Source organism: Pseudomonas sp. FG36 (assembly GCF_057809275.1).
In genome coordinates this window covers 77,863-95,984 of the sequence record NZ_JBMDJQ010000004.1, presented here as the reverse complement: position 1 = coordinate 95,984, position 18,122 = coordinate 77,863, and the positions used below count along the sequence as shown (strand labels likewise).

Annotated in this window: 16 protein-coding genes; 10 read left to right on the top strand and 6 right to left on the bottom strand. The window is 64.7% G+C overall.

Going from position 1 to position 18,122, the window contains the following annotated elements; translation table 11 throughout:
• Positions 1 to 46: 46 nt before the first annotated feature.
• A complete protein-coding gene (locus ACODS9_RS05540) occupies positions 47 to 292 on the bottom strand; it encodes a hypothetical protein (RefSeq protein ID WP_401107584.1) in 246 nt (81 codons plus the stop codon).
• Positions 293 to 460: 168 nt separating this feature from the next.
• Between ACODS9_RS05540 and ACODS9_RS05535 the strand changes: the two genes are divergently transcribed.
• Positions 461 to 2,551, top strand: a complete 2,091-nt coding sequence (locus ACODS9_RS05535) for a TonB-dependent receptor (protein WP_489093457.1) — start codon at positions 461 to 463, stop codon at positions 2,549 to 2,551.
• Between the two features lie 478 nt (positions 2,552 to 3,029).
• Here ACODS9_RS05535 and aguA read toward each other — a convergent pair whose 3' ends face one another.
• A complete protein-coding gene (gene aguA / locus ACODS9_RS05530) occupies positions 3,030 to 4,136 on the bottom strand; it encodes an agmatine deiminase (protein ID WP_111532493.1) in 1,107 nt (368 codons plus the stop codon).
• Between the two features lie 204 nt (positions 4,137 to 4,340).
• Positions 4,341 to 7,241 (bottom strand): aminotransferase, encoded by a 2,901-nt coding sequence (locus ACODS9_RS05525; protein WP_489093456.1) that lies wholly within the window; start codon positions 7,239 to 7,241, stop codon positions 4,341 to 4,343.
• A 169-nt stretch (positions 7,242 to 7,410) separates the two neighbouring features.
• Here ACODS9_RS05525 and rfbB point away from each other — a divergent pair, with 169 nt between their 5' ends.
• Genes rfbB through ACODS9_RS05490 form a run of 7 tightly spaced genes read left to right on the top strand, consistent with a single transcriptional unit; the run spans position 7,411 to position 14,470 of the window.
• Positions 7,411 to 8,493, top strand: coding sequence for a dTDP-glucose 4,6-dehydratase (gene rfbB / locus ACODS9_RS05520; RefSeq protein ID WP_489093455.1), 1,083 nt, complete (start codon positions 7,411 to 7,413; stop codon positions 8,491 to 8,493).
• Positions 8,490 to 9,365, top strand: coding sequence for a glucose-1-phosphate thymidylyltransferase RfbA (rfbA, locus tag ACODS9_RS05515; RefSeq protein ID WP_489093454.1), 876 nt, complete (start codon positions 8,490 to 8,492; stop codon positions 9,363 to 9,365). Before rfbB ends, rfbA begins: the two co-directional genes overlap by 4 nt.
• Positions 9,362 to 9,910 carry a dTDP-4-dehydrorhamnose 3,5-epimerase gene (gene rfbC / locus ACODS9_RS05510; RefSeq protein ID WP_489093453.1) on the top strand — a complete coding sequence of 183 codons (549 nt, stop codon included), beginning with the start codon at positions 9,362 to 9,364 and terminating at the stop codon, positions 9,908 to 9,910. Before rfbA ends, rfbC begins: the two co-directional genes overlap by 4 nt.
• Positions 9,907 to 10,767: a dTDP-4-dehydrorhamnose reductase gene (gene rfbD / locus ACODS9_RS05505; protein WP_489093452.1), complete on the top strand. Its 861-nt coding sequence runs from the start codon at positions 9,907 to 9,909 to the stop codon at positions 10,765 to 10,767. Before rfbC ends, rfbD begins: the two co-directional genes overlap by 4 nt.
• Positions 10,768 to 10,806: 39 nt before the next feature.
• A complete protein-coding gene (locus ACODS9_RS05500) occupies positions 10,807 to 12,621 on the top strand; it encodes a sensor histidine kinase (protein WP_401107569.1) in 1,815 nt (604 codons plus the stop codon).
• Positions 12,618 to 14,018 (top strand): sigma-54-dependent transcriptional regulator, encoded by a 1,401-nt coding sequence (locus ACODS9_RS05495; RefSeq protein ID WP_489093451.1) that lies wholly within the window; start codon positions 12,618 to 12,620, stop codon positions 14,016 to 14,018. The genes ACODS9_RS05500 and ACODS9_RS05495 overlap by 4 nt, the downstream gene beginning before the upstream one ends.
• A complete protein-coding gene (locus ACODS9_RS05490; RefSeq protein ID WP_489093450.1) occupies positions 14,015 to 14,470 on the top strand; it encodes a thioesterase domain-containing protein in 456 nt (151 codons plus the stop codon). Before ACODS9_RS05495 ends, ACODS9_RS05490 begins: the two co-directional genes overlap by 4 nt.
• 29 nt (positions 14,471 to 14,499) lie before the next feature.
• On the opposite strand, the gene cysQ is transcribed toward ACODS9_RS05490, so the two are convergent.
• Positions 14,500 to 15,333, bottom strand: coding sequence for a 3'(2'),5'-bisphosphate nucleotidase CysQ (cysQ, locus tag ACODS9_RS05485; protein ID WP_489093449.1), 834 nt, complete (start codon positions 15,331 to 15,333; stop codon positions 14,500 to 14,502).
• Positions 15,330 to 15,896 carry an ADP compounds hydrolase NudE gene (gene nudE / locus ACODS9_RS05480; protein ID WP_023630347.1) on the bottom strand — a complete coding sequence of 189 codons (567 nt, stop codon included), beginning with the start codon at positions 15,894 to 15,896 and terminating at the stop codon, positions 15,330 to 15,332. Before nudE ends, cysQ begins: the two co-directional genes overlap by 4 nt.
• Positions 15,897 to 15,960: 64 nt before the next feature.
• Here nudE and yrfG point away from each other — a divergent pair, with 64 nt between their 5' ends.
• On the top strand, positions 15,961 to 16,623 hold the full coding sequence (gene yrfG, locus ACODS9_RS05475; RefSeq protein ID WP_401107561.1) for a GMP/IMP nucleotidase: 663 nt from the start codon (positions 15,961 to 15,963) through the stop codon (positions 16,621 to 16,623).
• Positions 16,624 to 16,672: 49 nt separating this feature from the next.
• On the opposite strand, the gene lysM is transcribed toward yrfG, so the two are convergent.
• Positions 16,673 to 17,113 (bottom strand): peptidoglycan-binding protein LysM, encoded by a 441-nt coding sequence (gene lysM, locus ACODS9_RS05470; RefSeq protein ID WP_401107558.1) that lies wholly within the window; start codon positions 17,111 to 17,113, stop codon positions 16,673 to 16,675.
• Between the two features lie 175 nt (positions 17,114 to 17,288).
• Between lysM and fdhD the strand changes: the two genes are divergently transcribed.
• On the top strand, positions 17,289 to 18,116 hold the full coding sequence (gene fdhD, locus ACODS9_RS05465; RefSeq protein ID WP_489093448.1) for a formate dehydrogenase accessory sulfurtransferase FdhD: 828 nt from the start codon (positions 17,289 to 17,291) through the stop codon (positions 18,114 to 18,116).
• Positions 18,117 to 18,122: the final 6 nt, after the last annotated feature.

Sequence of the window (18,122 nt, the reverse complement as noted above, 5' to 3'; positions counted from 1 at the left end):
CCAGCAGGCGTAGAGCCCGAATCCTAGCCCTGCCTGCTTATACATGTCAAAAAAACGTGAAATGCAGGTTGATATAACCAAAAACAAGGTCAGCGCTGGTGCATTTCCATGCATATCTGCCGTGGGTCAGCGCAAATTTGTCTCTTTTGTGGAAAACGGTCGAAATCCATAAAACCGTCATACGGCCATGTTCCCGCAGGACTTCCGAAAGCCTGTTTGAACTGCCCTGCTCTTCCCACTGCGCGGTCACGCAGAGAGCAACGTTGCACGCACCGCCGCTTCCACAAGCCATTCCGAAGCGCATCCCTGCGAATGCCAAGACAATTTCAAATCAATCCAAACGAATAGCAACATCTTGAAACATATGTAAAGACAACCCTTTACAAATGTCGATGCAACAGTAAATAGCAAGCATTACCATTCGCGCCTAATTTCTCACTCCCTCCCTTGGACGCCTTCGATGCCTGCCCCCTGCCGCCTTTCACCCTTGACCCTGGGCCTGTCGCTGCTGTTCAGCGCCGGCCTGGCCAGTGCCGCCACCACGACCTTGCCGGAAACCTCGGTGACAGCCGACAGCACCCGCGAAGAGGACAACCCGCAAGTCAAGGACGTGACCACCGCGACCCGCACCTCGACCCCTGCGCGCTACGTGCCACAGGCCATCGATTCGGTGAAGACCCGCAACGTGCTGGACTACGGCAGCAGCAACCTGGGCAAGGCGCTGGAAGGCATCCCCAACGTCAGCAGTGGCGCCGACACCCGCTTCGACAGCCTGCGCATTCGCGGCTTTGACGCCAGCAACGACTTCTACCTGGACGGTGTCCGCGACGACAGCCAGTACACCCGTGATCTGCACAACATCGAGCGGGTCGAGGTGCTCAAGGGGCCGGCGGCAGTGCTTTATGGCCGTGGCAGCCAGGGCGGCATCGTCAACCGGGTGAGCAAGGCGCCGGAACACGGCCGCCGCTCGACCATCGAGGCTCAAGGTGGCAGCCAGGACCTGCGTAGCCTGTACGCCGACCTCAGCGCCGACCCCAGCGACACCCTCAGCCTGCGCCTGAACCTGGGCAACGAGGACAAGAACAGCTTCCGCGACGGCATCGACGGCAACCACCGCCAACTGTTCGCCCCGTCCATGAGCTGGCAGATCACCCCCGAGCTGAACTGGCTGGTGCAGTACGAGTACAGCCGCTACGACCGCACGCCCGACCGTGGCATCCCCGGCAACCCGCTCACCGGGCGCCCCGCCGATGTCAGCCGCAAGACCACCTACGGCGACACCCAGCGCGACTACATCAACGACCGCGCCGAGTCGCTGCGCTCGCGCCTGAACTACGAGCTGAACGATCAGTGGCAACTGCGCCACACCTTCAGCCTGTTCACCCTGGAGAGCGACTTCGACAATACCTACCTGACCGCCTACCGCCCCGCTGCCGGTCTGGTGGACCGCCAGCGCTGGCAGCAGGACCTGAGCACCCGCAATCTCTACAACACCGTCGAACTCGAAGGTCATGTAGAAACCTTCGGTCTGGAGCACACGCTGCTGGTGGGCCTGGAAATGGGCGAACAACGTCGCAACTCGCTGCTGAGCCAAGGCGTAGGCGTGCCCTCGGTACCGCTGCAGGGGGCCACGGCCAGCCAACAGCACAACGGCACCATGCGGGTGTCCAGCAACAACCACACCGACGTCGAGAGCCGAGGGATCTACCTGCAGGACCAGATCCGCCTCAACGACCAGTGGCAGCTGCTGGCCGGTGTGCGCTTCGACCAGTTCGAGGTGGACACCACCAACAAACTGCGCAACATCTCGGAAAAGCAGAAGGACAACAGTTTCAGTCCGCGTATCGGCGTGGTGTACACCCCCTGGCAGGACCACTCCTTCTATGCCTCCTGGAGCAAGACCTACTCTCCGGTCGGTGGCGGCCTGATCGGCATCACCCCTGGCGCGGCCGGCAATGCCAACCAGACCGACCCGGAACAGACCCGGCAGAAGGAGATCGGGGTCAAGAGCGAATGGTTCGACGAGCGCCTGAGCACCACCCTGGCGATCTACGAGCTGGAACTGTACAACCGCCGTACCCGCGACCCGATCATTCCGGACCTGATCCAGCTCAGCGGCCTGCAGCGTTCACGCGGCATCGAGCTGACCGCCACCGGCAACGTGGTGGGCAACTGGTACGTGCGCGGCGGCATCGGCCTGCAGGACGCGACTATCGTCAAGGACAACAACGGCCAGCAGGGCAACCGCATCAACGACGTGGCCAAGCGTAACGCCAGCCTGTTCGTGACCTGGAAGCCGGAGCTGGGCTGGTACGCCGAAACCGGTTTGACCCTGGTCGGCGACCGCTACGCCGACAACCAGAACACCGTGATCCTGCCGGGCTACGGCCGCTGGGACGCGCTGGCCGGTTATCGCACCCACGACTGGGATGTACGCGCGGCGTTGAGCAACATCACCGACAAGACCTACTACAGCTCAGCCACCAGCGCGGCGCAGATCCAGGTGGGCGATCCGCGCAGCCTGGTGGTGACCGGGACCTACAGCTTCTGAGTTGCAATCAGGAGCGGACGTCAAGGACAGGGCACCCAAACGAAAACGCCACCGCAATTGCGGTGGCGTTTTTTTCTGCGACGGGTTCCTTCCCGGTCAATGCCAGACAGCCAGCAGAGCTTCGAGCTCTTCCTCGCTGATCAGGCCTTGGGGGTATCGCCCATCCAGCAGGCGTCGTGGGTCGGTCGTCCTGACCCGATCGTCTCCATGACGTTTCAACCACTGAGCCAGGATTCTGAGCGATTGGTGACTGGCCGCCGTTGAGGGCAAAGCCGACTCACTTGCTGCGTTCATTTCCTCACGTACTCCCTGGGCCGAGTGAGCGGCTAAGTTACTTCAGGCACATTACAGAACGGCGTAGGCCGATTCCCCTGAAGTACGAAGAAAAATCAATACAATTGCTGTGCCATTCCAAGTGTCCGACTATCGCCAGCAAAAAAAAGCCCGTCTTGCGACGGGCTTTTCTCTCAGTGGCCGATCAGCGTTTGACCGGTGCCGGCTGCTGTTGGGTCAGGCAGTGAATGTTGCCACCGCCAAGCAGCAGTTCACGCCCCGGGATCATCACCACTTCGTGGTCCGGGAAGACCTTGGCCAGGATCGCTCTGGCTTGCGCATCAGCCGGGTCGTCGAAGCTCGGGGCGATGATGCCGCCGTTGACGATCAGGAAGTTCACGTAGGAACCGGCCAGGCGTACCGAAGGGTCGCGCTCCTGGCTGCCCACCACGTGATCGACGCCGTCACATTCTGCCTGGGTGGCGTACAGCGGCCCCGGGATCGGCATCTTGTGCACCACGAACTCGCGCCCTTTGGCGTCGCGGGTGTTTTTCAGCACCTCATAGGCGGCGTGGCAGCGCGCATAGTTGGGGTCATTGGAATCATCGGTCCAGGCCAGTAACACTTCGCCTGGGCTGACGTAACAGCAGAAGTTGTCGACGTGGCCGTCGGTCTCGTCGTTGTACAGGCCGTCCGGCAGCCAGACGATGGTCTCGACTGCCAGGTGCTCGCGCAGGATCTCCTCGATCTGTTCGCGGTCCAGGTGCGGGTTGCGGTTGCGGTTGAGCAGGCATTCTTCGGTGGTGATCAGAGTGCCTTCGCCATCGACGTGGATCGAACCGCCTTCGAGCACGAAGCCTTCGGTGTGGTAACGCTGCACGCGCTCCATCTCCATGACCTTGGCGGCCAACTCCTCGTCACGGTTCCAGGGCGCGTACAGGCCGCCGTCGAAACCGCCCCAGGCGTTGAAGCCCCAGTCCACGCCGCGTACCTCGCCGTGGTCGTTGATGACGAAGGTCGGGCCGGTGTCACGTACCCAGGCGTCGTCATTGCTGATTTCGACCACGCGGATGTTGGGCAGGTCGAGTTGGCGACGGGCGTTCTCGTACTGGCCGGCGGACACCGCCACGGTGACCGGCTCGAAGCGGGCGATGGCCTTGGCCAGGGTCACGTGCGCGGCCTGCGCCGGCTTGCCGCCCAAGCGCCAGTTGTCCGGGCGCTCCGGCCAGACCATCCAAACCTGGGTCTGCGGGGCCCACTCGGCGGGCATGTGGAAACCGTCGGCGCGGGGGGTCGAGTTGAGGGTCTTCATGGGTAACCTCTGCGAAGGCCCGGGGCCAGGGGCGCCAGGTCGGTGATCGGAAAAGATGCAGGCCCGCCAGTATAGGCAGCGTAATGATCAGACGATATTACAACCGATAAATATCGACTTTAAATAGATAATCACAAAATATTTAGGCATAAAAAAGCCTGGCGAACCGATAACAATCGACTTGCCAGGCCTGCATGCCTTGAATCAGAGCCCCTCGCCGAGGACCCGCTCCACGCTGTCGACGAAGTAATCCACGCTGGACCGCGTGGTGCACATCGGTGGCTTGATCTTGAGGATGTTCAGGTAGTCGCCAGTCGGCTGCATGAAGATCCCCAGGTCGCGCAGGCGATCGCACAGGATCATGGTCTCCTCGGTCGCCGGTTCCAGCGTCTGGCGATCGCGTACCAGCTCCAGCCCCAGGTAGAACCCGGAACCATGGGCGGCGCCAGCAAGCGGATATTTATCGACCAATGCCTGTAGCCGAGCCTTGAAGTAACGGCCCACGTCTCGGGCGTTGTCCCACAACCCTTCATCACGCATTACGTCCAGCACCGCCATGCCGATGCGACAACTGACCGGGCTGCCCCCGGCCGACGAGAAGAAGTAGCCCTCGGCCTCCAGCGCCTCGGCGATCTCGCGCCGGGTGATCACCGCGCCCAGCGGCTGGCCGTTGCCCATGCCCTTGGCCATGGTGATGATATCCGGCACCACGCCCTGCTCCTCGAAGCCCCAGAAGTACTCGCCCAGGCGCCCGTAACCGACCTGCACCTCGTCGGCGATGCACACCCCACCACGCTGGCGCACCTTGGCATAAGCCTCGCGCAGGTAGCCCGGCGGCAACGAGATGCCCCCAGCGTTTCCGTACACCGGTTCGCAGATCATCCCAGCCAGCTGGCGACCACGGGCGTCGAGGTCGGCCAGCTTGGCATCGACATCGCGGAGGTAGTCGGCGGCGCTGTCGGCGCCCCGGTAGCGCCCGCGGAAGGTATTTGGCGCCTCCACCGGATGCACCCAGTCCGGCCGGGTCTCCAGGGCCTGGGGGTTGTCGGCGATGGAGGTGGAGATCGCGTCAGTGGCCACCGACCAGCCGTGGTAGGCCTCCAGCACGCTGAGCAGGTCGCGCCCGCCGCTGTAGGCCCAGGCCAGACGGATCGCCAGGTCATTGGCCTCGGTGCCGCTGTTGACCAGGAACACCCGGTCGAAGCCTTCCGGGGCCACTTCCAGCAGGCGTTCGGAGAATTCGGCGATGGCTGCGTAGTGAAAGCGCGAGTTGGTGTTGACTAGCGACCACTGGCGCGCCGACTCGGCGGCCATGCGCGGATGGCCATGGCCGAGCACCGCGACGTTGTTGAGCATGTCCAGATACGAGCGGCCCTGCATGTCGATCAGGTAATTGCGCCAACCGCGCTCGATGTGCGGAGGCTCGGCGTAGTAATGCTTCTGCGAGCGCGCGAAGCTGGCATCGCGACGGGCCAGCAGGGCTTGCGCGTCGGCCAGCGGCTCGGCGTCGCAGGCGAAGCCCAGCAAGGCTTGCGACGACGGGCACAGGGCCAGCCAGGCGGCAGCGTGGGAGGGCGTGGCAAAGAAGGGTGGACGGATATCGGTATCCACGCACAGTTGCACGCGAAGGTACCCACAGGTCGCGCCGATGACCTGGCCCTTGAGCAGCGTCTGGCCATCGGTCGGCGCCTCTTCCAGGCCTTCGAGCCACAGGTTCCAGTGCGCGGTGCGCAGGCAGCCATGGCCCTCGCCGATGCATTGCCATACCCCAGCATCGGGCGCCTGCAACGCGGTGCCGGGCGACAGGTTCAGCTCCACGCCCAGGGCGCAGGTAGCCGGTTCTTCAGGCCGGTCGATGTGGGTTTGCGACAGGCGGTACTGCCCATGCAGGCTGCACGCCGGCCCCGGCTGGGCAGCAAGCAGGCGCTGGTCAAAGCCGGGTTGCTCCCAGTTGCCCGCCTCGCAGTAGGGGCTGAGCACGCCGAGGTCGACCCGAGTCACCGTCTCGCTGTTCAACGCCGGCAGCAACACGGCGCAATCGCCAAGATCGATGCTGGCTGGCTTGCGCCCTACCGCCTGGAGGATCGCCACCTCCATCAAAGCTGCGGGCACGGCGCAGGCCGTATCGAAAATCTCCCACTCGTGGGCGATGTTGTCGCGGGTGTACTGGTTGTCCGGGTCGATGGCCAGTTGCTGCTCGCTGCTGAGCACCAGCACAGCCGCGCGGTTCAGCACCAGCGGCCAGAGGGCGCGCAACTCCGCGTCCTGCAGGGGATTCACGGCATGATAGGCGCTGACCGCCGGCAGGATCCGCAGCGGGTCACCCTCGGCGTGATGCAGCAAGGCCGCGCAGGTCACCGACAGATCGGCAATGCGCCAGGTACGCACCAGGTCACCAAAGTCGATGACACCCTGCACCTGCCACTGCCGCTCGGCGTCGCGGGCCCAGACCACGTTGTCGTCGGTGATGTCCAGGTGCACGGCCTGGGTCGGTAGCAGGTCAATTAACGGTTGCAGACGTGCGGATGCCGCCTGGGCGACCTGCTCCACCTGCGCCCGGCGCTGGGCATCCTGCAATACGGGCGACAAATGCTGGATCAGTACCTGGGCATGGCGCGGATCCCACTGCAAGGTGCGCTCGAGGCCTGGATGATCGAAGTCGGCCAGCGCCTTATCGACAAGGGCGCAAAGCGCACCGAGCTCAGCCATCACCCGCGCTGGCAGATGGCCCAGGCGGGTCAGTGGCTGCCCGTCGATGTAATCGAGCAGACGGGCCCGCAGCGGCTGGCCATCGACCTCGAGGTCCAGCAATAGCTCGCCTGTACTAGCTGTGCGCACTACCGGCACTGGCACGCCTTGCCCATGCAGGAACGCCAGCGCCGCGTGCTGGGCCTGCAGTTCGACCGCCGCATAGCTGCCATGACAGACCTTGAGCACGAAGCGGCCCTGGTCGCTGTCCACGCGAAAGTTGAGGTCCTGCTGGCTGCCCAGCACCTGCAACGTGCCCTGCAAATCGTAGTGCGACCTCAGCAGGGCATGGGCCTGGGCCTCGCCAAGTGAAGGACTGGGCTGGCTCGAACGCTGGATCAGGGGGCTCAGGGGCATGAACGGGGAACCTCGTTTTTTTGTCGCTTATATCGCCACCACCGGGGGTGATAAGCAAGTGGCAGCCTTGCACAGACGACAGGCCGTCGTGCATTCACGACTTGCCACGAGCGGCGCCAGCCAACAAGCTAGGCACCTGGTAATACGCTTTCCGCACAGGCACCCGCACATGCGCATTCTCGTCACCGGCGGCGCCGGTTTCATCGGCTCGGCCTTGGTCCGCTATCTGATCGAACACACCGATCATGAAGTGCTCAATCTCGACAAGTTGACCTACGCGGGCAACCTGCAGTCGCTGCAGCGGATTGCCGACCACCCCCGCTATGAGTTTGTCCAGGCCGATATCGCCGAACAGGTCAGTGTCAGCGCCATGCTTGCCAGGTTCCAGCCACACGCCATCATGCACCTGGCCGCGGAGTCGCACGTCGACCGCTCCATCGATGGCCCGGCGGACTTCATCCAGACCAACATCGTCGGCACCTACAGCCTGCTGGAGGCCGCTCGCGGATACTGGAGCACGCTGGACGAAAGCGCCCGCGAAGCGTTCCGTTTCCACCATGTTTCCACCGACGAAGTGTTCGGAGACCTGCAAGGCACCAACGACCTGTTCGATGAAAACACGCCGTACGCGCCCAGCTCCCCCTACTCGGCCAGCAAGGCGGCAGCTGATCACCTGGTCCGCGCCTGGCACCGTACCTACGGGCTGCCGACAGTGATCAGCAACTGTTCCAACAATTACGGTCCGTACCACTTCCCCGAAAAGCTGATCCCGTTGACCATCCTCAACGCCCTGGCCGGCAAGCCGCTTGCGGTGTACGGCGATGGCCAGCAAGTCCGCGACTGGCTGTACGTCGAGGATCACGTCCAAGCCCTGCTCCGGATCGTAACCACTGGAGAGGTCGGCCAGACCTACACCATCGGCGGCCACAACGAGCAGCGGAACATCGACGTGGTGCAGGCCGTGTGTGCGCTGCTGGAGGAGCTGGCCCCTGCGCACCCCGCCGGGGTGACCCGCTACGCCGACCTGATCACCCACGTCCAGGACCGCCCGGGGCATGACCTGCGCTACGCTATCGATGCCGGCCGAATCGAGCGTGAGCTCGGTTGGGTACCGCAGGAAACCTTCGCCTCGGGCCTGCGCAAGACTGTGCAATGGTACCTGGACAATTTCGAGTGGTGCCGCCAGGTCCAGGACGGCAGCTATCAAGGCGAGCGCCTGGGCAATTCGGACTTCAAGGACCTGATCGCATGACCAAAGGCATCGTCCTGGCCGGCGGCACGGGCACCCGCCTGCACCCCATCACCCTCGGCGTCTCCAAGCAGCTGCTGCCGATCTACGACAAACCGATGATCTACTACCCGATCTCGGTGCTGATGCTCGCCGGCATCCGCGACATCCTGCTGATCTCCACGCCACAGGATCTGCCGCAGTACCGCCAGTTGTTCGGTGACGGCAGCCCGTTCGGCATTCACATAAGCTATGCCGAACAACCGTCCCCCGACGGGCTGGCACAGGCGTTCCTGATCGGCGAATCGTTCATCGGTGACGATGCCGTGTGCCTGATCCTCGGCGACAACATCTTCCACGGCCAGGGCTTCAGCGAACAGCTGCAGCGTGCGGTGCGGCAGCCCTCGGGCGCCACCGTGTTCGGCTACTGGGTCAAGGACCCGGAGCGCTTCGGCGTGATCGAGTTCGACGCCGATGGCCGGGCGTTTTCGATCGAGGAAAAACCCAGGCAACCCAAGTCCAGCTATGCCGTGACCGGCTTGTACTTCTACGACAACGATGTGGTGAACATCGCCAAGAGCATCCGCCCGTCAGCCCGCGGCGAACTGGAGATCACCGACATCAACAATGCCTACCTGGCACGCGGCGACCTGCGCGTAGAACGCTTCGGCCGTGGCTTCGCCTGGCTCGACACCGGCACCCACGACAGCCTGCTGGAAGCCTCGCAGTACGTGCAGACCCTCGAGCATCGCCAGGGGCTGAAGGTGGCCTGCCTGGAAGAGATCGCCTTCCAGAACGGTTGGATCAGCCGTGAGCAACTGCTGGCCAAGGCCTGCGAACTGCAAAAGACCGGCTACGGCCAATACCTGAGCCAGCTGGCCGAAGAACAGCCATGAATGTCATCGCCACCGCACTCCCCGGAGTCCTGATCATCGAGCCCAAGGTGTTCGGCGACAGCCGCGGTTTTTTCTACGAAAGCTACAACGCCCGCGACTTCGCCCTGCGCACCGGCATCGACACGCCCTTCGTCCAGGACAACCACTCTCGCTCCCGACACGGCGTGCTACGCGGGCTGCACTACCAGTTGCAGAATGCCCAGGGCAAGCTGGTCCGCGTGCTGCAGGGCGATATCCTTGACGTGGCGGTGGACATCCGTCGCAGCTCGCCAACCCTGGGTCAGTGGGTGGCGGTGCGGCTGTCCGCCGACAACCATCGCCAGCTGTGGCTGCCACCGGGTTTCGCCCATGGTTTCCGGGTGTTGAGCGAGTCGGCCGAAGTGCTCTACAAGACCACCGACTACTACAACCCCGACGCCGAGCACGGCATCCTCTGGGACGACCCGCAGTTGGCCATCGACTGGCAGCTGGACGGCCGGCAACCGTTGCTGTCGGCCAAGGACCAGGCCGCCACGTCATTTGCCGATGCACAGCTGTTCCCATGAAGATCCTCGTCTGCGGCCGCCACGGCCAGGTTGCACTGGCACTCCAGGAAGCATTGCGCGGCCTGGGCGATGTGCAGCGGCTCGGTCGTGACGGGTTGGACATGGCCCGACCAGGGCAGCTGCGCGCCGTGCTGCGCCAGATGGCGCCCGACCTGATCATCAACGCCGCCGCCTACACGGCAGTCGACCAGGCCGAAAGCGAAACGCAGCTGGCCCACGCCATCAACGCCGAAGCGCCCCGGGTACTGGCCGAAGAAGCCGCACGGCTCGGCGCACCGCTGATCCACTACTCCACCGACTATGTCTTCGACGGCAGCAAGCCAGCTCCCTACAACGAGGATGACGCCCCCAATCCACTGGGCGTCTATGGCCGAAGCAAGCTGGCGGGCGAGCAGGCCATCATCGCTGTCGCCGGAGAACATCTGATCCTGCGCACCAGCTGGGTCTATTCGCTGCATGGACGCAACTTCCTGCTGACCATGCAGCGCCTGCTTCAGGAACGTCCACAGCTGAAAGTCGTCAACGACCAGATCGGCGCCCCGACCTGGGCAGCCACTCTCGCCGCCAGCACCCGCGCGCTGATCGAGCGCTGGCGCAACGGCCAGGCCGGTGCCTGGGGCACCTACCACCTGACCGCCCAGGGCGAGACCTCCTGGTACGGCTTCGCCCAGGCCATCGCTGACCAACTCAAGGCCCAGGGGCGGTCTTGCGCCGAGCTGCTGCCGATCCCTTCCAGCGAGTACCCGGCACCGGCAAGACGACCGCTCAACTCACGCCTGGATTGTTCCCGACTGGCGCGTGAATGGCACGTCAGCCAACCGCACTGGCACGATGCACTCATCGACTGCCTCAAGTAGCGCATAATTGCGCCAGATCCTACTGGCGCCCTTATTGCGATGATCCCAAGACCCACGCCTCCCCGCCGCCCCCGCTGGCGCAGCCTGGCCCTGCTGGCGCTGTGCCTGGCCCCGCTGCTGTGGCCGCTGCACCACCTGGCCGAGCGCTACTACCAGGATGAGCTGGCCTCGCAGAATCGCCAGACCCTCGACCTCTACGTTGCCAACCTGCTGGGCACCCTGCACCGCTACGAAACCCTGCCGCAGATCCTCGGCGACCTGCCGGCGCTGCGCGGCGTACTGGCCGACCCGTTTCGCCTCGAAGCGGTGACCAACGCCAACCGGTTGCTCAAGGGCATCACCCAGCAGACCGGTGCCGAGGTGATGTACCTGATGGATGTCAGCGGCAACACCCTGGCCGCGTCCAACTGGGACAAGCAGGACAGCTTCGTCGGCCGCAACTTCTCATTCCGCCCGTACTTCATCGAGGCGATGGAGGGGCGGCTGGGGCGGTTCTTCGGCCAGGGCACCACTTCGGCCAAGCGCGGCTACTTCTTCGCCGCCGCCGTGCACGACCGCGACAAGGTGATCGGCGTGCTGGTGGTCAAGGTCGACCTCGACCACACCGAAACCCTGTGGGGCCGCACGCCGGAACAACTGCTGCTGACCGACCAGAACGGCGTGGTGGTACTCACCTCGCGCCCGGACTGGCGGTTCCGTGCAACCCGCGAATTGACCGCGGCCGAGCGCCAGGCCATCGTCGCCATCCAGCCCTACCCGACCCAGGCCCCGCAGCCGTTGAGCCTCAACCGCGACGCCTGGCTGGTCCAGACCCGCGACATCAAGGAAACCGGCTGGCAGGTGAACATCCTCGCCCCGCGCCTGCTGGTCGACCGCTCGGTGCAGACGGTCATGGCCATCGGCGGTGGCGCGCTGCTGGTGACCATGCTCCTGGCTGGCCTGGTGATGCAGCGCCGCCGCCACTACATCGACCGCATCGACTTCGAGGCCCTTGCCCGGCAAGAGCTGGAAAAGCGCGTGATCGAGCGCACCGCCGACCTGGAAGGCCTCAATACCCGGCTCAAGAGCGCGGTGCTGGAGCGCGAAAGCGCCCAGCAGGAGCTGGTGCGCGCCCAGGACGAACTGGTCCAGGCCGGCAAACTCTCGGTATTGGGCACCATGTCGGCGAGCATCAGCCATGAGCTCAATCAACCGCTGGCGGCGATTCGCAGTTATGCCGAGAACGCCGAGATTCTCCTCGACCATCAGCGCACCGAAGATGTGCGCGGCAACCTCAAGCTGATTGGCGAACTGACCGGGCGCATGGCCTCGATCATCGCCCACCTGCGCGCCTTCGCCCGCCGCGACCAGCACGCCCCGGAGAGCGTTGCCCTGCAACCGGCCCTGGATGATGCCCTGGCGCTGCTGGCCAAGCGTCGCCGGGCCATGGCCGTCGAGCTGGTGCGCGACCTGCCCGAGGCCACGCTGTGGGTACAGGCCGGCGAGACCCGCCTGCGCCAGGTGCTGGGCAACCTGCTGGCCAACGCCCTCGATGCCCTGACCGAAAAAGCCAACCCCCGCAGGCTGTGGCTAAGTGCCGAGCGCCAGGACGGCTGCGTCTACCTGTACATCCGCGACAATGGCCCAGGCTTCAGCCGCCAGGCCCTGGAACACGCCAAGGAGCCGTTCTTCACCACCAAGACGCGCACCCAGGGCCTCGGCTTGGGGCTGGCTATCTGCGAAAGCCTGATGCACGCGCTCGGCGGCGAGTTGCTGCTGGGCAACCACCCGGAAGGCGGCGCCCTGCTGACCCTGAAACTGCGCGTGGCCAAGCCCGGCGCCAATCTGCAATCTTCGGAGGACACCTCGGCATGAGCACCGAGACACCGATCGACAGCCGTGCCCAGGTGATCCTGGTCGATGACGACCCGCACCTGCGCCAGGCCCTGAGCCAGACCCTCGACCTGGCCGGGCTCAAGGTGGTGGCCTTGGCCGACGCCCAGGGCCTGGCCGAACGCCTGGAGGAGGACTGGCCGGGCGTGGTGGTCAGCGATATCCGCATGCCCGGCATCGATGGCCTGCAACTGCTGGAGCAACTGCACGCCCGCGACAGCGAACTGCCGGTGCTGCTGATCACCGGCCACGGCGATGTGCCGCTGGCGGTGCAGGCAATGCGCGCCGGCGCCTACGACTTCCTCGAAAAGCCTTTCGCCAGTGATTCCCTGCTCGACAGCGTGCGCCGCGCCCTGGCCCTGCGCCGCCTGGTGCTGGACAACCGCAGCCTGCGCCTGGCCCTGAGCGACCGCCAGCACCTGGCCACGCGCCTGGTCGGCCAGTCGCCCGGCATGCAACGCCTGCGCGAGCAGATCGGCGCCTTGGCGGGCACCCGCGCCGACGTGCTGATTCTTGGCGAGACCGGCGCCGGCAAGGAGGTGGTGGCGCGAGCCCTGCACGACCTGTCGAGCCGACGCGACGGTCCGTTCGTGGCGATCAATGCCGGCGCCCTGGCCGAGTCGGTGGTCGAGAGCGAGTTGTTCGGCCATGAGCCGGGCGCTTTTACCGGCGCGCAGAAGCGCCGCATCGGCAAGTTCGAGTTCGCCAATGGCGGCACGCTGTTCCTCGACGAAATCGAAAGCATGAGCCTGGATGTACAGGTCAAGCTGCTGCGCCTGCTGCAGGAGCGGGTGGTCGAGCGCCTGGGCGGCAACCAGCTGATCCCGCTGGATATCCGCATCATCGCCGCCACCAAGGAAGACCTGCGCCAGGCCGCCGACCAAGGCCGTTTCCGCGCCGACCTGTACTACCGCCTGAACGTCGCGCCGCTGCGTATCCCCGCGTTGCGCGAGCGCGGCGACGACATCCTGGTGTTGTTCCAGCACTTCGCCGATGCCGCCAGCGAACGCCATGGCCTGCCGCCCCACAACCTGCAACCGGCGCAGCGTGCCCTGCTGCTGCGCCATGACTGGCCGGGCAACGTTCGTGAGTTGCAGAATGCCGCCGAACGCTTTGCCCTTGGCCTGGAGCTGGCCCTTGATGGCCAGGCGCCTGCGGCGGCCAACGATATCCATGTTGCGGTGTCGACCGGCAACCTCAGCGAGCAGGTCGAGCAGTTCGAGCGCTCGCTGATCGCCGCCGAGCTGATGCAGCCGCACAGCTCCATGCGCAGCCTCGCCGAGGCCCTGGGTATCCCACGCAAGACCCTGCACGACAAGCTGCGCAAGCACAGCCTGAGCTTTGGCGGGCACGACGACCAGGAGGACAACCGTCAATGAGCAACGACAGCCAGTACCTGCAGTCCGTACTGCACAGCGATATTCCGCTGACCCGCGAGATGGGCATGGAAGTCATCGATTGGCAGGCGCACACCTTGCGCCTGAAGCTGCCATTGGCGCCCAACGTCAACCACAAGAGCACCATGTTCGGCGGCAGCCTGTACTGCGGCGCGGTGCTGGTGGGCTGGGGCTGGCTGTACCTGCGGCTGCGCGAGCTGGGGATCGATGACGGGCATATCGTCATCCAGGAGGGGCAGATCAGCTACCCGCTGCCAGTCACCGGGGCTGCCGTGGCACGTTGCCCGGCGCCGGACGAGAAGACCTGGGAGCGATTCCTGACGATGTACCAGCGTCGTGGGCGGGCACGGCTGACGCTGGAGACGGTGGTGAGCAACGAGGGTAGTGACGAGCCTGCGGTGACGTTCAGCGGGCAGTACGTGCTGCATCGCTGAAAGCTGGGGGCGCTTCGCGCCCCGACAATTCAAACCTCGATCGTACGCGCCAGCTCGACGAACGCCTGTCGCCACTGCGCAGCGCGGGGCAACGCCAGGAAGAACGGATTGAGCAGCGACTCACGCGGTGGGTAGCGGAACGGCAACCCGTCCAGCCCGATCACCTCGCCCCCGGCACCTTCCAGCACGCCCTGTGCAGCCGCGGTATCCCACTGCGAGGTCGGTGCCAGCCGTGGATAACAGTCGGCACTGCCTTCGGCGAGCAGGCAGAACTTCAAGGAGCTGCCGATGTTGGCCAGTTCCAGCTCTCCCACCGCACTCCCAAGCCCCGCCAGCAGCGCTTCCTGCTCCGGGCTCGAATGCCGACGGCTGGCGACGACGGTAAACCGCTCCTGTGCCGGTGGGGCATTACGCACCTGGATCGGTTGAGCCTCTTCGTCACGCTCGGTCTTCCAGGTACCGAACTCGCGCCCACCGAAGTAACAGCGGCCATTGGTCGGCATCGCCACCACACCGAACACCACCTCGCCGTTTTCAATCAGCGCGACGTTGACGGTGAACTCCTCGCTACCGGCGATGAACTCCTTGGTGCCATCCAAAGGATCGACCAGCCACCAACGCTGCCAGCCTGCGCGGGTTGCCAGCGGGATATCGCAGTCCTCCTCGGAAAGCACCGGAATTTGTGGCGCCAACGCCTGCAAGCCATCGGCGATAACCCGATGGGCCGCCAGGTCGGCAGCGGTCACCGGTGAATCGTCGGCCTTGTTGCTTACCGCCACGTCAGCGCGCCAAAACGGCAGGATCGCCTCGCCAGCCAACAGGGCGAGCTTGACCACGTCCTGCATCAGTTGCCGATCATTCATACGCTGAGCACCCCACGCTGGATCAGCAGGTCACGGGCCAGGTACAGCGCCGCCAGTGCCCGGCCTTCGCTGAACTGCGGGTGCATGGCCAGGGCCGAGAGCTCGCGCAGGTTGACCTTGTCGACCCGCATCGGCTCGGGCTCGTCGCCTTCCAGGCGCTCTTCATACAGGTCGGTGGCCAGGACCACCTGGATCTTCTGGCTCATGTAGCCGGGCGACAGCGACAGCTCGGTCAGGTGTTCCAGCTGACGCGCGCCAAAACCGGCTTCTTCCTTGAGCTCCCGGTCGGCGGCGGCGAGCACGTCCTCGCCCGGCTCGATCAGGCCCTTGGGCAACGACAGCTCGTATTCGTCGGTACCGCCACAGTATTCCTCAACCAGCACCGCATGCTCGGCATCGAGCATGGCCACGATCATCACTGCGCCATAGCCATTGCCACGGCCGACCAGCCGCTCATAGGTGCGCTCGGTGCCGTTGGAGAAGCGCAACTGCACGGCTTCAACGCGGAACAGGCGGCTGCTGGCGACGATCTCGCGGCTGAGGACGGTGGGTTTCTGGCGCATGGGGCGGCTCCTTGGCGTGAACGGGTTACTATACCGTGGCTTGCCGACTGATCGAGAATTTCCCATGCCCGTTCTTCCCTGGTCCGCCATCGATACCGTCCTGCTGGACATGGACGGTACCCTGCTCGACCTGCATTACGACAACCGCTTCTGGCTGGAGCACCTGCCCCAGCGCTACGCCGAGCTGCATGGCGTGAGCCGGGCCATGGCCGAGCTCGAGCTGCGCCCGCTGTTCGAACAGCATGCCGGCACGCTCAACTGGTACTGCCTGGACTTCTGGAGCCGTGAACTGCGCCTGCCGATCCGCGAGCTCAAGCTGGAGATCGCCGACCTGATCGCCTTGAAGCCGGATGCCGATACCTTCCTCGCCGCCATTCGCAAAGCCGGCAAGCGGGTGGTGATGATCACCAACGCCCACCGCGATTCGCTGTCGTTGAAGCTGGAGCGGGTGGAACTGGCACCGTACTTCGAACGGCTGATCAGCTCGCACGACTATGGCTATCCGAAGGAGAGTCCGCAGTTCTGGGATGCGCTGCAGGCAGACATCGGCTTCGAGCCGGCGCGCAGCCTGTTCATCGATGACACCCTGGCGATTCTGCGCAGTGCCCGGCTATTTGGCGTGGGGCACCTGCTGGCTGTGCGCCAGCCGGATAGTCGGGCCGAGCCACGCGATACCCAGGAGTTCGCGGCAGTAGAGGATTACCGGGAATTGCTTGCTGGGCTGTAAGGCCCGCTCCCACGGCTGGTGTGGGAGCGGGCTAGCCCCGCGATTGACGTCAGTCGGGAATACGCAGCACTTGCCCCGGATAGATCTTGTCCGGATGTTTGAGCATCGGCTTGTTCGCCTCGAAGATCTTGTTGTACTTGTTGGCATCCCCATAGACTCGCTTGGAGATGGCACTCAGGGTGTCACCCTTCTCGACCTCGACGAACCGGGCAGCTTGAGCAATTGGCCCGGTAACGGTGATCTGGTCATCCACCGAGGCCACGCCGGCGATGTTGCCGGCCGCCAGGATGATCTTCTCTTTCTCTTCCTGGCTGCTTACCTCACCCTTGAGGATAACCTTGTCACCCTCTACAGTGGCCGAGATGTTCGGGTTGCCCAGGCCAACGTCCTGGACGTGTTTCTTCAACTGTTCCTCGGCGTTGGCATTGCCCGGCGTCAGCAGGTCGATCAACTTCTCGCCGGCTTCCTTCACGAAACTGAACAGGCTCATGTGGCGCTCCTTTGATGGTGAATCCATGGAAGCAGGAGTCTAGGCCAGGATCGGCCAACCCGCCCCGGTGCGACCAATCGACGCGCTCTATCACGGGATAGACGCTAGCGATTAGACGCCATCTGCACAGGGGCCTAGGCTTGTGGGGTCAAACTGCCAGCCGGTATTCGAGCCGATGAACAGCAAGCCACCGGTCTGTGCGGCGTCAACGCCTCTCGCCCTGCCCGCCGCCAGCAACACCTACGACTATGTCCAGCTTTCCGATGCCGCCCGCGACAATACCCCGCTGGCCGAGGAAGTGGCGTTGGCGATCGTCTACAACGGCCTGAACCAGGCGGTGATGCTGGTCAGCCCGACCGACCTGGAAGACTTCGCCGTCGGTTTCAGCGTCGGCAGCGGCATCGTTGCCGGTACCGAGGAAATCTACGACGTGAAGCTCTCCGGCAGCGGTTCGGCGCTCTACGCCGACCTGGAGATCTCCAGCCGCGCCTTCTGGAACCTGAAGAACCAGCGCCGCCAACTGGCCGGCACCAGCGGTTGCGGCCTGTGCGGTGTCGAGGCATTGGAGCAGGCGCTGCCCGAGCTGAATGTGCTGCCCGGCGCGCCGCTGCCGCCTGCCCACTGGCTCAAGGACCTGCGCCTGCGCATCGATGCCTTCCAGCCATTGGGCCAGCACTGCGGCGCGGTGCACGCGGCACTGTTCATGGACCGCGACGGCCAGCTGCTGCTGGGCCGCGAGGACATTGGCCGGCACAACGCCCTGGACAAGCTGATCGGCGCCCTGATGCGCCAGCGCATCGAGACCCAAGGGGGGCTGGCCATCGTCACCAGCCGCTGCAGCCTGGAACTGATCCAGAAGGTCCTGCGCGCCGGCATCCAGACCCTGGTGAGCCTTTCCGCGCCCACCGGCCTGGCCCTGCAATGGGCCCGCAAGCACAACCTCAACCTCATTCATCTGCCCAAACACAGCGCACCGCGGGTGTTCAGCCCAGCGGCGGAGTAGCAACAG

What these genes read in the sequence shown, in the direction of transcription:
- fdhD (WP_489093448.1), top strand. Translation starts at nt 17,289, where the DNA reads ATGAACAGCAAGCCACCGGTCTGTGCGGCGTCAACGCCTCTCGCCCTG.
- rfbD (WP_489093452.1), top strand. Translation starts at nt 9,907, where the DNA reads ATGAAGATCCTCGTCTGCGGCCGCCACGGCCAGGTTGCACTGGCACTC.
- ACODS9_RS05535 (WP_489093457.1), top strand. Translation starts at nt 461, where the DNA reads ATGCCTGCCCCCTGCCGCCTTTCACCCTTGACCCTGGGCCTGTCGCTG.
- nudE (WP_023630347.1), bottom strand. Translation starts at nt 15,896, where the DNA reads ATGCGCCAGAAACCCACCGTCCTCAGCCGCGAGATCGTCGCCAGCAGC.
- ACODS9_RS05540 (WP_401107584.1), bottom strand. Translation starts at nt 292, where the DNA reads ATGGCTTGTGGAAGCGGCGGTGCGTGCAACGTTGCTCTCTGCGTGACC.
- rfbC (WP_489093453.1), top strand. Translation starts at nt 9,362, where the DNA reads ATGAATGTCATCGCCACCGCACTCCCCGGAGTCCTGATCATCGAGCCC.
- yrfG (WP_401107561.1), top strand. Translation starts at nt 15,961, where the DNA reads ATGCCCGTTCTTCCCTGGTCCGCCATCGATACCGTCCTGCTGGACATG.
- ACODS9_RS05525 (WP_489093456.1), bottom strand. Translation starts at nt 7,241, where the DNA reads ATGCCCCTGAGCCCCCTGATCCAGCGTTCGAGCCAGCCCAGTCCTTCA.
- ACODS9_RS05490 (WP_489093450.1), top strand. Translation starts at nt 14,015, where the DNA reads ATGAGCAACGACAGCCAGTACCTGCAGTCCGTACTGCACAGCGATATT.
- lysM (WP_401107558.1), bottom strand. Translation starts at nt 17,113, where the DNA reads ATGAGCCTGTTCAGTTTCGTGAAGGAAGCCGGCGAGAAGTTGATCGAC.
- rfbA (WP_489093454.1), top strand. Translation starts at nt 8,490, where the DNA reads ATGACCAAAGGCATCGTCCTGGCCGGCGGCACGGGCACCCGCCTGCAC.
- cysQ (WP_489093449.1), bottom strand. Translation starts at nt 15,333, where the DNA reads ATGAATGATCGGCAACTGATGCAGGACGTGGTCAAGCTCGCCCTGTTG.
- aguA (WP_111532493.1), bottom strand. Translation starts at nt 4,136, where the DNA reads ATGAAGACCCTCAACTCGACCCCCCGCGCCGACGGTTTCCACATGCCC.
- ACODS9_RS05495 (WP_489093451.1), top strand. Translation starts at nt 12,618, where the DNA reads ATGAGCACCGAGACACCGATCGACAGCCGTGCCCAGGTGATCCTGGTC.
- rfbB (WP_489093455.1), top strand. Translation starts at nt 7,411, where the DNA reads ATGCGCATTCTCGTCACCGGCGGCGCCGGTTTCATCGGCTCGGCCTTG.
- ACODS9_RS05500 (WP_401107569.1), top strand. Translation starts at nt 10,807, where the DNA reads ATGATCCCAAGACCCACGCCTCCCCGCCGCCCCCGCTGGCGCAGCCTG.